The organism is Streptomyces sp. NPDC058525 (genome assembly GCF_042719495.1).
Lineage (GTDB): Bacteria > Actinomycetota > Actinomycetes > Streptomycetales > Streptomycetaceae > Streptomyces.
In genome coordinates, this window is the sequence record NZ_JBHXNP010000019.1 from 62034 (window position 1) to 76121 (window position 14088).

Genomic DNA, 14088 nt, shown 5'->3' on the forward strand with positions numbered 1-14088 from the left:
CGCTCAGTGTGCGGGCTGGTCCGAAGAAGGCGAAGGAACGGAGGATTTCGGCGAGGCCGGGCCGCGCCCGTGCCAGGACTCCCACAGTCCGGCGTACGCGCCGCCCGCCGAGACGAGCTCGTCGTGAGCTCCCTGCTCGGTGATGCGGCCGGCCTCCATCACGACCACACGGTCCGCGTCGTGGGCGGTGTGCAGCCGGTGGGCGATGGCGATGACGGTGCGCCCGCGCAGCACCCCGGCGAGCGAACGCTCGAGGTCGCGCGCGGCCCGCGGGTCCAGCAGCGAGGTGGCCTCGTCGAGTACGAGGGTGTGCGGGTCGGCCAGCACGAGCCGGGCCAGGGCCAGTTGCTGTGCCTGGCCGGGCGACACCGGGTTCTCGTCGGTGCCCAGCTCGGTGTCGAGGCCGTTCGGCAGGGCCCGGACCCAGTCCTCGGCGGCCACGGCCGCCAGCGCCGCCGTCACCTGCTCGTCCGTGGCGTCCGGCGAAGCCAGTGCGACGTTCTCGCGCACGGTCCCGAGGAACACGTGGTGCTCCTGCGTGACCAGGGCGACGTGCCGGCGCAGCTCTTCCAACGGCAGTTCGTGGACCGGCACTCCGCCCAGCGTGACCGATCCCGTACGCGGCTCGTGGATGCCCGCGAGGATGCGCCCGAGGGTCGACTTCCCGGCTCCCGAAGGGCCGACGATGGCGATGCGCTCACCGGCGCCGACGCTGAGGCTGACGTCCTCGATCACGTCGTGCCCGGTCCGGTAGGCGTACGCGACGCCCTCCGCGGCCAGCCGGTCGCCCTCGGGACGCCGCCCGGAGTCGCTCTCGGGGCCGGCTCCGGCCTCGACACCGATCAGTCGGGCCAGCGAGGCATCGCCGACCTGCAACTCGTCGAGCCAGCCGAGCAGTTCGTCCAGCGGGTCGATGACGGCCCGGGTGTAGAGGGTCGCGGCGGTCACCTCGGCGAGGCTCACCCAGCCCTCGATGTAGAAGAGGCCGCCGAACAGCAGCGTGGCCGCGACCGGCAGCACGTAGCCGAAGTCCATCAGCGGGAACCAGACGCTGCGCAGGAACAGCGTGCGCCGCTCCGCGCCGTTCGCCCGCACCACGTCCTCGTCGGTGCGGCGGATGCGCGGGCCGGACCGGTGCAGCGACTCCACGGTGCGGGCGCCGGTCACCGTCTCGGACAGGCCCTGGGAGAGGTCGGAGTAGCTCGCCGCCTCGGCCAGGTAGGCCTCCCGGGCCCGTGCGAGGTACCAGCGGGTCGACCAGACGATGAGCGGGACGGCGACGAGGCACGGCAGGACCATGATCGGGCTGGTGACGATCAGCGCCACCAGCGTCAGGCCCACCGAGAGGCTCGCGACCAGGATCGACGGGGCGCCCATGCGCACGGCGTTGGACAGCGAGTCCACGTCGCGGGTGCTGCGGGTCAGCAGATCGCCGGCCCCGGCCTTCTCCACCGTGTGCAGGGGCAGGGTCAGGACCCGTCGTACGAACCCCTCGCGGATGTCGGCCAGGACCAGCTCGCCGAGCCGGGCCCCCTGGAGGCGCGCGGTCCGGGTGAACACGCCCTGGAGCAGGAGGAGTCCGGCGATCGTCGCCACGGTGATGTCCACCTGGTCGGCGGTGATGCCCTTCTCCACCTCCCCGACCAGACGGCCCAGCAGGGCGGGCACCACCAGACCGCAGACCGTGGCGAGGACGAACCAGAGCACGGTGCGGGTCAGCAGGCCGGTATGGCTGCGCACCAGGCCCCGTACGTGACGGCGGACCGTCTTCGCGTCGGCTACCGGAAGACTCACTGGGCACTCCTCTGAGAGCGGCTGTCGGAAGGACGGGGGAGGGTGACGGTCACGGTCACGACTCCTCCCGCATGACGACGGCGGCGTACGGGGACGCACCGGTGGCGAGCTCACGGTGCGTGCCGGTCACGACGACCTTGCCGTCCTCCACGTAGGCGACCTCGTCGGCCTGGTCGAGCAGGAGCGGGCTGTTGCTCACGACGACCGTCGTGAGCTCCGCCCTGGACTTGTGCAGCCGTTCGGCGATCACCGACTCGGTGTGCGCGTCCACGGCGCTGGTCGGATCCACCAGGACCAGGACCTTGGGCCGCGCGGCCAGCGCGCGCGCCAGCCGCAGCCGCTGCTGCTGGCCGCCCGAGAAGGCGGAGCCGCCCTCGGTGACGACGGTGTCCAGACCGTCCGGCAGGGCCTCGACGATGTCCTCGGCGTTGGCGTCGTGCAGGGCCTGGGCCCGCACCTGGTCCGAACGTCCGCCCAGGTCGTCGGCGAGGACGCCGGAGAAGAGGGTGTCGTCGTTGCGGGCCACCAGGACGAGGTCGCGCACCTGCTCCAGCGGCAGCGAGTCCAGCGGTACGCCGCCCACGGTCACCTGACCCGGCGCGTAGCGGCCGAGCCGTTCGGCGATCTCGGCGCCCTCCTCCGGAGTGGAGGCGGCGATGGCGGTCATCAGGCCGGGCCGGACCCGCAGGCCCGAGTCCGCGTCGTACAGGTCGGGCGCCTCGGAGACGGCGGCCCGTGCGGAGTCGGCGTCGGAGCCGGAGGCGGCGCCGGCGTCGGATCCCGTTTCGGGCTGAAGGGAGAGGACCCGTACGACGCGCTGCGCCGCCACGTCGGCGCCGACGAACGACTGCACCGCGGACGTCGCGGTGCGCATCGGCAGCATGAGGAACGCCGCGTACCCGTAGGCCGCGACGAGTTCACCGGCGGTCAGACCGCCGCCGACGGCGAGGCGGGCACCGATCCAGACGACCGCCACGACGAAGATGCCGGGGAGCAGCACCTCGGCGGCGGGCAGCACGGACTCGACCTTCGCCACGTGGACGCCGGCCTCCCGCAGCCGCTGCGAGTCCTTGCGGTAGCGCTCGCCGAAGGCGGCCTCGCCGCCGATGCCGCGCAGCACGCGCAGACCGGACACGATGTCGCCGGCCCGGTTCGTCAGGTCGCCCTGGAGGTCGCGGTAGCTGCCGATGCGCTTGTGCAGCGGGCTGAGCAGCGGGCCGGTGCCCGCGAGCAGGACCGGGACGCCGATGAGGACGAGCAGGCCCAGGGTGACGGAGGTGGAGAGCAGCACGATGGCGACGAGCACGACGGTGACGGCGCTGCCGATGCCGCGCGCGACGGCCCCGGGCAGGGCGCCGATGCGGGTGATGTCCGCCGTGCCGATGGCCACGACCTCGCCCGCGGAGATCCGCTTGGGCAGGGTCGCGCCCAGGCGCACCGCCTGCGCGGCGACGAGGCGGAACGTCAGGTAGTTGGCCTTGAGCCGGCCGATCGTGTCACAGCGGTGGCGCAGGACGCTGCCCGCGGTGGTGACCAGGGCGAGCCCGACGATGACGCCGGTCCAGACCAGCAGCCCGTCGGTGTCCTTCTCCGAGATGGCGTCGATGGCCCGGCCGATGGCGAAGGGGGTCAGGCCCATGCTGGCCATCCACAGGCAGCCCCACAACACCCCGAGGAACAGTGTGCTCGACTGCCTGCCGATCAGCCATCGAAGATAGCCGCGGGGGGATCGGAGGTCCGGATCTCCCAGCTCGGGCAGCGGATCGTTGCTTGGCAATGCGAATTCCTTCGAGTGGTCCCGTCCCGGACGGCCGGGGCGGGCGGGGGGCTGAGGGGTTCTGAGCGGTTCGGCCGGCGGGGGGACGCCCGGGAGCGCCCCCGGTCAGCCGTGCGGTGGCAGCAGACCGAGGACGAAGGCCCTCAGTTCGGCGGTCACGTCGCGTGGGTCGGCGTGGTGGTAGAAGTGGTCTCCGGGGAAGGTCCGCACGGTGTCGGCGCCGGTGGACCAGGCGCGCCACCTGCGGATGTGCTCGTCCGTCACACCCGCGTCGTCCCGCCCCCGCCATGCGCCGACCGGACAGGGCAGCAGCCTGTCCTCGCCGGGTGGGGCGTACGAGTCGCAGATGGCGCTGTCGCCGCGCAGGGGTCGCGCGACCGCCGAGGCCAGACGGCTGTTGGCGGCCAGGGCGGCGGGCACGGCGCCTTCCGCGACCAGTTCGTCGACGAGCTGCTGGTCGGTCAGCAGGGAGGTGCGGGAGGGCTCGCCCTGGTCGTCCGGGGCCCGGCAGGCCGAGGCGACGAAGCCGCGCGGCCACCGGCCGTGCTCCCGGCCCAGGGCGCGCGCGAGCTCGTAGCCCACCAGTGCTCCCATGCTGTGGCCGAACACGAAGTAGGGCAGGCCGATCCGGGCGGCGAGCGCCGGCGCCAGCTCGTCGAGCACCTCCGCCATGCCGGTCAGGGGCTCCTCGCGCCACCGGCTCTCGCGGCCCGGCAGCTGTACGGCCAGCAGCGCGATGTCAGGTCCGAGCAGTTCCTGCCAGGGGCGGAACTGGAAGGCGCCGGAGCCCGCGTGGGGCAGGCACACCAGGAGCGCCTTCGCGGTGGCCGGCGGGTTCCACTCCACGAGGGCCGCGGACGTCACGGCCGCCTCCGCGCGGCGTCGGCGGGCGCGCGGAGCGCCTCGGGGAGGCCGCTAAGACGGACACGCGAATACGAGGCTTCTGAATGGAGGCACACTGTTTCCCTTGTCAGTCGAAGGTGGCGTTCAGCGGTCGCGCGCGGTCCGTACCCGGCGGCCGGAAATGACTTCAACGGTGGACGCGGTATGAGGAGTCGGGGGGCGATGGTCGTACACTGCCCCTCGAGTGAAAATCGATTCGAGATACACAGCCCCCAGCGTTGTCGCCAACATTCCTATCACGGAATGGACTTGGAATGTCAACAAATGAATAGCGGCCCTCCTTGCAGGCGATTTCAGGCCGTACAAGCGGGCGCGTTCGTCCGGTGGTTACGCAGGGCCGAGTCTCGCGATCGTGCGACGTCGGGTGTCGCAGTCGCACGTCGCAGCCGCTCCGCGGGCGTCTCCACCCAATGATTTGTATGCAAGCCCGGTCGAGTCTGCCTCGAGCTCTGCTTCCGCTCCACTGGAAGCGAATTGGAAGAACCCCCTCCAGGCCTTGAGTTCACGCTGTTGTGCCGTACGTCACACGACCCTGCCTCTTCCGGCCGTGATTCACTGGCGAGGAATTTACGGAATAAGAGGTCAGTAGACCTGGAGCCTTGCCGGCGAGGGTGTTTCGACGTAACGAGGCGTACTTCTGGCCGATCGGCGCGCAAAGGAGATCCCAATGCCGCCGAAGCAGGTGTCCAGAACCCCGCCCCTGACGGGGGCGTGGGGTGAACGCGCGAAGGTTTCGTGGCGATACAGCGCGACGGGGCCGAGGGGGTGTGCATGGCGCAGGAAAAGCGCGGCGTGGCCGTGGTCTCGGGTGCATCATCGGGATTCGGCAGGAGAATCGCACAGGTGCTGTGCGGGCGCGGCTACTCCGTGGTCGCTCTGGCCCGCAGAGAGGACCGCCTGAAGGTCTTGGCGGACGAGGACTCCGCGGGAGCGATCCTGCCGGTGGTCGCCGACGTCCGCGACCGGGAGGGCCTGGCCCGGGCCCTCGACGAGCTGCCCCCGGACTTCCGCGACATCTCGGTGCTCGTCAACAACGCCGGGCTGTCCCGCGGGTTCGGCCCCCTCCAGTCGGGCAGCCACGACTCCTGGCAGGAGATGGTCGACACGAACATCTCGGGCCTGCTGAACCTCAGCGGCCTGGTGCTTCCCCGGCTCGTCGCCCGCGGGTCCGGACACGTGGTGAACATCGGCTCCATCGCGGCGAGTTACCCGTACATGGGCGGCAACGTCTACGCCGCCACCAAGGCGTTCGTCCACCAGCTGTCGCTGAACATGCGCGTCGACCTCCAGGGGACCGGCGTCAGGGTCAGCTGCGTGGCACCGGGCATGGCCAAGACCGAGTTCGCCAAGGTCCGCTACGACGGAGACGAGGCGAGCGCCGAGGCCCTGTACCGGGGAATCGAGCCGCTCACCGACGACGACGTGGCCGAGGCGGTGGCCTGGTGCCTCGCGCAGCCCGCCCGCGTCAACGTCAACATGATCGAACTGATGCCGGTCGACCAGCCCTTCGGGCTCGGCTTCGCCGGCAGCCCGCCCGCCTCGCCGGGCGGTGCCGAGGGTGCGTGAGTCCTTGCAGACCGCCCCGCGCCGTGCGCCGGACCTGCTCGTCGCCCGACGCGCGCGCCCCGAGGACGCGGAGCAGATCGCCCTGCTCTCCGCCCCGTTCGTCGAGCAGGGCCAGCTGGTCGCCCGCTCCCTGGCCGAACTCGCAGCGATGTCACAGGACTTCGTGGTCGCCTGCGAAGGGGACCGGCTGGTCGGCTGCGCCGGTCTGGCGCCGTGCGGGGACAGCCTGGTGATCTACAACCTGTGCATCGCGGCCGACCGGCAGGGCCGTGGGATCGGCCGGGACCTGGTCGGCATCGCCGAGACCATTGCCGGCGAACTGGGCCGCGGCTCCCTGCTGGCCCTGACCCGGCACGGCGGGGAGTGGTTCGGGAAGCTCGGCTTCCACGAGGTCCCGGCGAGCGGCATCCGCGAGGAATGGCGCCCCCTCTTCCGTCCGGGCCGGAGATCGAGCCTCTACCGGCTGACACTCACCTCCGAGTAGTCCGGAGACCGAAGCACACCCACGTGCCGACTCAAGCAGACCAAGGAGCAACACAGTTGATTATCTGCGGGTTGAAACTCACGCATGACGGTGCCGTCGCCCTGCTCGACGACGACCGTCTCGTCTTCAGTGTGGAGATGGAGAAGCTGGGGAACGGTCTGCGCTACAGCACCGTCGCCGACTTCAGCCTGATCCCCGGAGTCCTCGCCGACTTCGGCTACAAGCCGGACGACGTCGACCAGTGGGTCGTCGACGGCTGGGACGGAGACGTATCCGGAACGGTCGCCCTCCTCGACCGGGGGGTGCCCGCGGAGATCGTGGTCGGCCCCTACCGCGAGTCGGCGGCATGCCCGAAGCTCGACGCGCCCAGCGTCTCGGGCACGTTCCCGATGGACGGCGGCGCCTACCCGTACACCAGCTTCCCGCACGCGGCGGGACACGTGGCGAGCGCCTACGTCTCCAGCCCCTTCGCCCAGCGCGGCGAAGGCTCCTTCGTGCTCGTCTGGGACGGCGGCCTCTTCCCCCGCCTCTACTGGGCGGACCCGCGCGACGGCGTGCAGAACCTCGGCGAGCTGTTCCCGCTCATCGGCCACGCGTACGCCATCGCGGGACACCACTTCGGCCCCTTCCGCAAGACCGTCCAGTCGCCCACGGTCGACGACCTCTCGGTCGCCGGCAAGCTCATGGCGTACATCGCGCTGGGCCGCGAGGACGAGAACGTCATCACCGTTCTGCGCGAGGAGTTCCACCGGGTCTTCGAGAGCGACGAGCCGGCCTCCGTGGAGTACCGCGCGACCGTCGGCGGGTACGGCAGCCTCTTCGAGCGCTCCGTGCCCCCCATCCACGAGTTCTTCTCCGCCGTCCGCGCCCGCGTGTCGGAGAACGGCACCAGCGACGAGGACGTCCTGGCGAGCGTGCACGCCTTCTTCGAGCGGCTCCTCGTCGAACGGATCACCGCCAAGGTCCGCGCCGCCAAGGGCGACGGCCCGTGGAACCTGTGCTTCGCCGGCGGCTGCGCGCTCAACATCAAGTGGAACAGCGCGCTGCGCGAGGCGCCGGAGTTCCGTGACGTGTGGGTCCCGCCGTTCCCCAACGACTCGGGCTCCGCCATCGGAGCGGCCGCTCTGGGCCGCGCCCAGCGCGACGGCCTCGCGCCGCTCGCGTGGAACCCCCGGCTGGGCCCGGCGCTCACCCCGTCGCCCGAACTGCCCGCCGGCTGGTCGGCGTCCGCGTGCACCCCGGAGGAACTCGCCGCGATCCTGCACGAGTCCGGGGAGCCCGTGGTGGTCCTGCACGGCCGCGCCGAACTCGGCCCGCGCGCGCTCGGCGGCCGCAGCATCCTGGCGGCCCCCGTCAGCGCGTCGATGAAGGACGAGCTGAACCGGGTGAAGGACCGCGAACCCTACCGGCCCGTCGCCCCCATCTGCCTCGAGGCCGAAGCCCCGGCAATCTTCGCGCCCGGCACGCCGGACCCCCACATGCTCTTCGACCACGAGGTACGGGCGGACTGGGTGGACCGGATCCCCGCGGTCATCCACCTCGACGGCACCGCGCGGCTCCAGACGGTCGGCCCGGCGGACGACGACCTGCTCTACGCCGTGCTCTCCGCCTACCACCGGCTCAGCGGCGTCCCCGTGCTGTGCAACACCAGCGCCAACCTCAACGGGCACGGCTTCTTCCCCGACGTGGCCTCGGCCGCCGAGTGGGGCCGGGTCGCCCGGATCTGGAGCGACGGGACGCTGTACCAGCGGACCGACGGCTGAGCCGAGGCATGACACCGGAGGAACATCCCGGCCCGGCCGCCCGGGACGTGGCCGGCACCCTCGTCGCCGCCCTGCCCCGGATCAGGGAACTGCACGGCCGGACCGTGGTCGTGGTGGCCGGGCACCACGTGCTCGCCGACGAGGGACTGCGGCACGCGTTCTGCGGTGACATCGGGTTCCTGCGGTACAGCGGGGTGAGGGCCGTCCTGGTGCACGACGGCGGCCCCCACCTCCCGGCCTGGCTGGACGGCGACCCGGCCGCGCTGCGCACCCACGTCGCGGGACACGTGCAGCGCGGACTCGTGGGGAGCCTCAACGAGCACACCACGCTGGCGGTCGGCCTCACGGGTGAGGACGGCCGCACGCTGGAGGTGGGCGGGGGAGGGGACGTACGGGTCGACCCGGGGGTGCTGCGCGTGTTCCTCGACAGCGGCCGGATTCCGGTGGTGTCGAGCATCGCGTACGGCCAGGACGGCGGCATCCGCCACCTCGCCGCGGCACCGGCCGCCGCCGCTCTCGCCGAGGCGCTCGACGCCGCCCTGGTGCTCCCGGCCGAAGACGCGCAGGCGGGTCCGCCGTCCGCGGCCTTCGTCGACATGGCCGTACCGCACGCCGTGCTGAGGCATCTGCACCGCCTCCGATGACGACGCCACCGCGACGCGCGGCCGGGCCCGGGGCCGGCGGGGCCTACGGCCGGTTCGCGCGGCGCAGGAGCAGGGTGACGAAGCCGAGCGTGCCCCGGTAGCCGTGGAGCCATGCCGCGCGGTGTCCGGCAGCGGCTTCGAGGGCTTGGCCGCGGTCCGGGTGCTCGGGATGGTCCAGGGCCCAGCGGGTCAGCGAACCGGTCCAGGACCACTCGTAGTCGTCCCACTCCCGGAGGGTGCTGACGTGCGCGTGGAGCGGCGCCCAGCCGGCGGCCGTGACGCGGTCGACCGTCGTGGCGAGGCTGTCGTAGTCGTCGGCGGCGAAACCGGCGTCGAGGGTCTTGCGGTCGGGTTCGCGTTCCCAGAAGCACTCGCCGACGAGAACGCTCCCGCCCGGGGCGAGGTGGCTGTCGGCGGCCTTCAGCGTGGGGAGCAGGCCGCCGAAGGCGTGCGCGGCGCCGATGCTGAGGATCAGGCCGTACCGGTGCGGGGAGCCGAACTCGGCGGCGTCCTGGGCGTGAAAGGCGATCCGGTCACCGAGCCCCGCCTCGTCGGCGGCGCGGCCGGCGGCGGCGATGGCCCGGGCGTCGCTGTCCACCCCGTCGGCCCGGAGGTCCGGGCGCGCCCCCAGTGCGCGCAGCAGCCACGTACCCGACCCGCACCCGAGGTCGAGCAGCCGGGCCCCGGCCTCCGGCAGGGCCCCGGCCTCCGGCAGGGCGCGGTCGAGGAGATCACGTACGGAGTCGTCGCCCAGCGGCGCGGCGACGGGGTGGTCGGTGTGGGCGATGTAGCTGATCTGTCGGCGGTCCATGGCACCACCCTGCCGCCCCGCCCATCCCGCCGCAGGCGAAACGCCCCGATGCGTCCGACCGGACGAACCGATCGCGCGGCCCGCGCTCCACGCCCGGCCCGGGCCAGTCCGCCCGCCAGGAAAACCGCGGGCTCCCCGCCCCACCGGCCGTTACGATCGCCCCTCACCTCGAATTCTCGATCACGGCGGTCCCACGGAGGCACCGATGGCACAGGCCCCCGAGCGGACCCCCGCCCACCCCGAACGGCTCGAGCGGGGACATCCGTTCCGCCAGTGGAAGACCTGGCGCATACCCGGCACCGAGCTGACCCTCACCGGGTACTCGCGCGCCGATGACAAGACGTTCTTCCACATACCCGAACTGCGCTGCGCGCTCGACGCAGGCCTCGCGGAGGGCCGCCGTCCGGAGACCGTCTTCCTCACCCACACCCACCACGACCACGCCAAGGACCTCGACTACCTCGCGGCCCGGCCCGACGGCGTCGACATCCACCTGCCCGCCCCCGCCGTCCCCGACGTGGAGCGACACCTGCGCGCCTCCGCCGAACTCAACCACGGCACGGCCTACGACCCCGTCCTCGCCGCGAACTGCCGGCTGCACGGGGTGCGCGGCGGCGACGAGTTCACCTTCGGCCGCCGCGGACACCACGTACGGGTGGTGGAGTGCGCGCACAAGGTGCCGTGCGTGGGCTACGCCTTCTCCGAGCGCCGCAGGGAACTGCTCCCCGAGTACGAGGAGCTGCGGAGCTCCCTCACCGCGGAGGGCCGGGGCGGCGCCGAGTTCGGGCGGATCCTCGCGCAGCGCCGCAAGGAGGGCGCCGCGGTGGAACACGAGGTGCTGAAGCCGCTGTTCGCCTTCCTCGGCGACACCCACGTGAGCGTCTTCGAGGACAACCCGTGGCTCTTCGCCTACCCGGTGGTCATCACCGAGTGCACCTACCTCGACGACGCCGAGCTCGACCGGGCCGACCGGGTCGGACACACCGTGTGGAGTCGGCTGCGGCCCTTCGTCGAGGCCCACCCGGAGACCCTCTTCGTCCTCACCCACTTCAGCCTGCGCCACTCGGACCAGGACGTCCTCGACTTCTTCGGGGACGCGCGCCCCGGCAACGTGCTGCTGTGGGCGCACCCCGACAGCCGGCTGCCCGAACAGCACCAGCACGGCGGAGGCCGGCATGACGGCTGACAGTGACTGGTCGCCGTACCCCAAGATCCCCTCCCGCACCCGGCTGGGCGAGGGGCGGGCGGCCCGCGAGTGGGTCGCGCTGGAGAAGGTCCACGGTGCGAACTTCGCCGTCGTGTGCGACCGGGCCGGAGTCCGCCCGGCCAAGCGCCGCGAACTGCTCGGCGAGAGCGGACTCGACGAGTTCTTCGGCGTCGGACGGATCTGGCCGGCCCTGGCCGTCGCCGCGGACCGCTGCGCCGCCGCCCTGCGCCGCACGTACGGCACCGGACCCGAGGCGCCGGTCACCGTCTACGGAGAACTGGCCGGCGGGCGCTATCCGCACCCGGACGTGCCGCCCGCGCCGGGCACGGAGCCGGTGCAGACCGGCGTCTGGTACGCGCCGGGGCTGCTCTGGATGCCGTTCGACGCCACGGTCGGAACGGCCGGCGGCGGCACCCGCTGGGCCGGCGACCGGGCGCTGCGGGAGGCCGCCGACGCGGCGGGCCTGCACTGCGTCCCGCTGATCGCGCGCGGGACGCTCGCCCAGGTGCAGGAGCCGGCGCCGGTGTTCCACACTCGCGTGCCGGCTCTGCTGGGCCTGCCCGAACTGCCCGGCAACCTCGCGGAGGGGCTCGTCGTCAAACCCGCCGGGGAGTGGCCGGGCGAGGGCGGCACAGACACAGGCGCAGGCGCGGGCGCAGGCACCGGCACCGGCGGCGCAGGCGCGGGCGCAGGCACCGGCACCGGCGGCACAGGCACCGGCCCGGCCGCCCGCCCGGTGGCCAAGTTCAAGCACCCCGCCTTCGCCGAGGACGGGCGCTTCGACGGCTCGCGCCCCTACCGGGCGCCCGCCGAAGGCGCGGCGGGCGTGCCCGGCTGGCTCCTCTCCCAGGCCGCGGCGCTGCTCACCCCGGCCCGGGCGGCCGCGGCCGTCGGCAAGCTGGGCCCGCGCACCCCGCCCGAGGAGGTCGCCGCCGAGATCGCCCGGGACGCGGTCGAGGAGGCCGCAGAGGCCCTCGGAGGCCTCGACGAAGGCCTCGCCCCGGCCCTGGAGCGGGCGTTGCGGACCGGCGCGCTCGCACTGGCCCGCTTCGACGCGGCCGACCGCCGGGCCCCGTGATTCAGCGCCCCGCCAGCGCGTCGCGCAGCCGGCGGGCCTCCTTCAGCAGACGGGACGACCCCGGCCGCCCGGCCAGGGCGGTCACCTCGGGCAGCCCGCCGCGCGCGCCCGACCGTTCCGCGGAGTCCGCCGCGACGGCCAGCAGCGCCCCGTGCGCCTGCGGCCGGGTGCAGGCCAGGAGCCCCGGGAGCCCGGCGGCCAGGACCGCCCACACCGGGCCGGCGCCCTGCGGGGCGTCCGCCGCGGCCCGCAGCGACGCGGTCACCAGGGCGACCTTCAGCGTGCCCAGCCCGACGAGTTCGGCGAGCTCCCGCCCCAGCAGCTCCCCGTCCAGCCTGCCCCGCGCGGCCAGCAGGAGCAGCGCCCGTACGGCGGCTTCCCGGTCCTCCCGGGGAGCCGAGGCGAGCCCGTAGGCGACGGCGAGGTGCACGGCCGGTCCGGCAGGGCCGTCGGCCGCGGCCAGCGCCTCCAGGAAGCCGGGCGCGCCGCGGCCGCCGTCCTTGTCGGCCGCCGACGCGACCCCGGTCAGCAGCCGGGCCGCGGCGATCTCCGGATGCCAGGGCAGGGTCGCGACCGTGTGCGCGTCCCGGACGTCCGGCAGGGACCAGTGCGCGCAGGCGATGTCCGGCTCGAACTTCCTGAACAGCGACCAGAACCGCCGCGGGAACGCCCCGCGGCCCTCGATCGCCTCGTGCCCCACCAGGATCCGGCGGCCGACGCGCGCTCCCCGGCGCCTGCTGGGACGCTCGGGCGCACCGGACTCGCGCTCCCGCCACCCCGCCGGCTGCGGAAGGCCGCCCTGCCGAAGCCAGTCGGCCACCCGGGGCCCCTCCGCCAGCTCCAACCCCTCGGCGGCGCGCACGGCTTCGGAATCGACCGGGCCCCCGCAGCGCAGCAGCGCCTGCCCCAGGTCCGCCGGGCCCGGCCGGACACCGAGGCGCCCGTACTCCGCGAGCCGCTCGACCAGATGCCGCGGCTCCACCGCACCCGTCGGCCCGCTCGGCACGGACAGCGGGAACGGCACGGGATCGCCGGCCCGCAGCCGTGCGTGGAGCTCGCCCGTGCGCGCCCCCGCGATGTAATCCAAGGCCACGTGCTGGCACAGTTCGAGCCAGCCCGTCCCGGCCTTCTCCCAGGGCTCCCCGGCCCGTACGGGCTCCACCGCGGCCCCGACCATCCCCGCGAGGCACACCACCTTCGGGTCCGGCCGCACCGCGAACCGGCGCGGGACGGCCCCCAGCGCCGCGGCCAGCGCCTCCCGGTCCCGGTAGGCGTGCACCACCACGGCGCCGAGCAGCCGTTCGAACGTCTCCACGCCAGGGTCGCGGCGGTCGGCCAGCACGGCCGCCACCTCGTCGGCGAGCGCACCGAGTGCCGGTGCGGCGTATTCCCCCTCGATCATGGAACGCAGACTAGACGGCCCCACCGACAGCGCCGCCGTACGCCGGGTTCACCGGGCGCTGCTCCACCCGGCCGTGCCGGAGTACGAGTCGACCAGGTCCACCACGAACACCAGGGTCGAGCCCGCCGGGATCAACGGCGAGGGCGACTGGTTGCCGTAGCCGAGGCGCGGGGGAACGACGATCTCGCGCCGGCCGCCGACCCGCATCCCCCTCACCCCCCGGTCCCAGCCCTTGATGACCTTGCCGCTGCCCAGGGCGAACTTGAACGGCAGCCCCCGGTCCCAGGAGGCGTCGAACTCCTTCCCGGACGCGAAGGTCACCCCCACGTAGTGGACCTTGACCACCATGCCCGCCTTCACCTCGGGCCCGTCCCCGACGACCAGGTCCCGGATCGTCAGCTCGGCCGGAGCCTCACCCTCCGGGACCTCGACCTCGGGCTTCGTCAGTTCGCTCATTGCAGCCTCCTCGGCCGGTCACGCTACCTAGAAGAAGCCCAGCTTCTTCGGGGAGTAGCTGACCAGCATGTTCTTCGTCTCCTGGTGGTACAGCAACGGCACCCATGCTGACCAGCGGAAACGATAGCCGGTGCGGCTCCCTGGCGGGGGATGGTCCGGAACTGGTCCGGATCTTGGTGAGAACCTCCCGGAAGGGCAGGAAC

At 73.3% G+C, this 14088-nt stretch carries 12 protein-coding genes; 6 read left to right on the forward strand and 6 right to left on the reverse strand.

The genetic code is table 11. From position 1 onward, the window contains the following. Positions 1-3: 3 nt before the first annotated feature. From ACFWP3_RS12500 to ACFWP3_RS12510, 3 genes are all read right to left on the reverse strand, one after another. Positions 4-1794, reverse strand: coding sequence for an ABC transporter ATP-binding protein (locus tag ACFWP3_RS12500; RefSeq protein ID WP_384219402.1), 1791 nt, complete (start codon positions 1792-1794; stop codon positions 4-6). A gap of 55 nt (positions 1795-1849) precedes the next feature. Then, a complete protein-coding gene (locus tag ACFWP3_RS12505; RefSeq protein WP_384219405.1) occupies positions 1850-3571 on the reverse strand; it encodes an ABC transporter transmembrane domain-containing protein in 1722 nt (573 codons plus the stop codon). A 105-nt stretch (positions 3572-3676) separates the two neighbouring features. After that, positions 3677-4435, reverse strand: a complete 759-nt coding sequence (locus tag ACFWP3_RS12510) for a thioesterase II family protein (RefSeq protein WP_384219407.1) — start codon at positions 4433-4435, stop codon at positions 3677-3679. A gap of 810 nt (positions 4436-5245) precedes the next feature. Between ACFWP3_RS12510 and ACFWP3_RS12515 the strand changes: the two genes are divergently transcribed. The 4 genes from ACFWP3_RS12515 (at position 5246) to ACFWP3_RS12530 (ending at position 8931) form a co-directional block, all read left to right on the forward strand. Continuing rightward, positions 5246-6040 (forward strand): SDR family NAD(P)-dependent oxidoreductase, encoded by a 795-nt coding sequence (locus ACFWP3_RS12515; protein ID WP_384219409.1) that lies wholly within the window; start codon positions 5246-5248, stop codon positions 6038-6040. After that, positions 6033-6524, forward strand: coding sequence for a GNAT family N-acetyltransferase (locus tag ACFWP3_RS12520; protein ID WP_384219411.1), 492 nt, complete (start codon positions 6033-6035; stop codon positions 6522-6524). Before ACFWP3_RS12515 ends, ACFWP3_RS12520 begins: the two co-directional genes overlap by 8 nt. 71 nt (positions 6525-6595) lie before the next feature. Beyond that, a complete protein-coding gene (locus ACFWP3_RS12525; RefSeq protein ID WP_384219413.1) occupies positions 6596-8287 on the forward strand; it encodes a carbamoyltransferase N-terminal domain-containing protein in 1692 nt (563 codons plus the stop codon). An 8-nt stretch (positions 8288-8295) separates the two neighbouring features. Then, positions 8296-8931, forward strand: a complete 636-nt coding sequence (locus ACFWP3_RS12530) for a hypothetical protein (RefSeq protein WP_384219416.1) — start codon at positions 8296-8298, stop codon at positions 8929-8931. Positions 8932-8974: 43 nt separating this feature from the next. Here ACFWP3_RS12530 and ACFWP3_RS12535 read toward each other — a convergent pair whose 3' ends face one another. Then, on the reverse strand, positions 8975-9742 hold the full coding sequence (locus ACFWP3_RS12535; RefSeq protein WP_384219418.1) for an SAM-dependent methyltransferase: 768 nt from the start codon (positions 9740-9742) through the stop codon (positions 8975-8977). Positions 9743-9947: 205 nt separating this feature from the next. On the opposite strand from ACFWP3_RS12535, the gene ACFWP3_RS12540 reads away from it, so the two are divergent. Together ACFWP3_RS12540 and ACFWP3_RS12545 are read left to right on the forward strand one after the other, a co-directional pair. Next, positions 9948-10928: an MBL fold metallo-hydrolase gene (locus tag ACFWP3_RS12540; RefSeq protein WP_384219420.1), complete on the forward strand. Its 981-nt coding sequence runs from the start codon at positions 9948-9950 to the stop codon at positions 10926-10928. Next, complete coding sequence (locus ACFWP3_RS12545) at positions 10918-12027, forward strand: RNA ligase family protein (protein WP_384219422.1); 1110 nt, start codon at positions 10918-10920, stop codon at positions 12025-12027. The genes ACFWP3_RS12540 and ACFWP3_RS12545 overlap by 11 nt, the downstream gene beginning before the upstream one ends. A 1-nt stretch (position 12028) precedes the next feature. Here ACFWP3_RS12545 and ACFWP3_RS12550 read toward each other — a convergent pair whose 3' ends face one another. Together ACFWP3_RS12550 and ACFWP3_RS12555 are read right to left on the reverse strand one after the other, a co-directional pair. After that, positions 12029-13429, reverse strand: coding sequence for a hypothetical protein (locus ACFWP3_RS12550; RefSeq protein WP_384219424.1), 1401 nt, complete (start codon positions 13427-13429; stop codon positions 12029-12031). 48 nt (positions 13430-13477) lie between these two features. Further along, on the reverse strand, positions 13478-13885 hold the full coding sequence (locus tag ACFWP3_RS12555; protein WP_384219427.1) for an FKBP-type peptidyl-prolyl cis-trans isomerase: 408 nt from the start codon (positions 13883-13885) through the stop codon (positions 13478-13480). Positions 13886-14088 lie beyond the last annotated feature (203 nt).

Coding starts and splice junctions, on each gene's coding strand:
- ACFWP3_RS12515 (WP_384219409.1), top strand. CDS start 5,246: ATGGCGCAGGAAAAGCGCGGCGTGGCCGTGGTCTCGGGTGCATCATCG.
- ACFWP3_RS12530 (WP_384219416.1), top strand. CDS start 8,296: ATGACACCGGAGGAACATCCCGGCCCGGCCGCCCGGGACGTGGCCGGC.
- ACFWP3_RS12535 (WP_384219418.1), bottom strand. CDS start 9,742: ATGGACCGCCGACAGATCAGCTACATCGCCCACACCGACCACCCCGTC.
- ACFWP3_RS12540 (WP_384219420.1), top strand. CDS start 9,948: ATGGCACAGGCCCCCGAGCGGACCCCCGCCCACCCCGAACGGCTCGAG.
- ACFWP3_RS12545 (WP_384219422.1), top strand. CDS start 10,918: ATGACGGCTGACAGTGACTGGTCGCCGTACCCCAAGATCCCCTCCCGC.
- ACFWP3_RS12550 (WP_384219424.1), bottom strand. CDS start 13,429: ATGATCGAGGGGGAATACGCCGCACCGGCACTCGGTGCGCTCGCCGAC.
- ACFWP3_RS12555 (WP_384219427.1), bottom strand. CDS start 13,885: ATGAGCGAACTGACGAAGCCCGAGGTCGAGGTCCCGGAGGGTGAGGCT.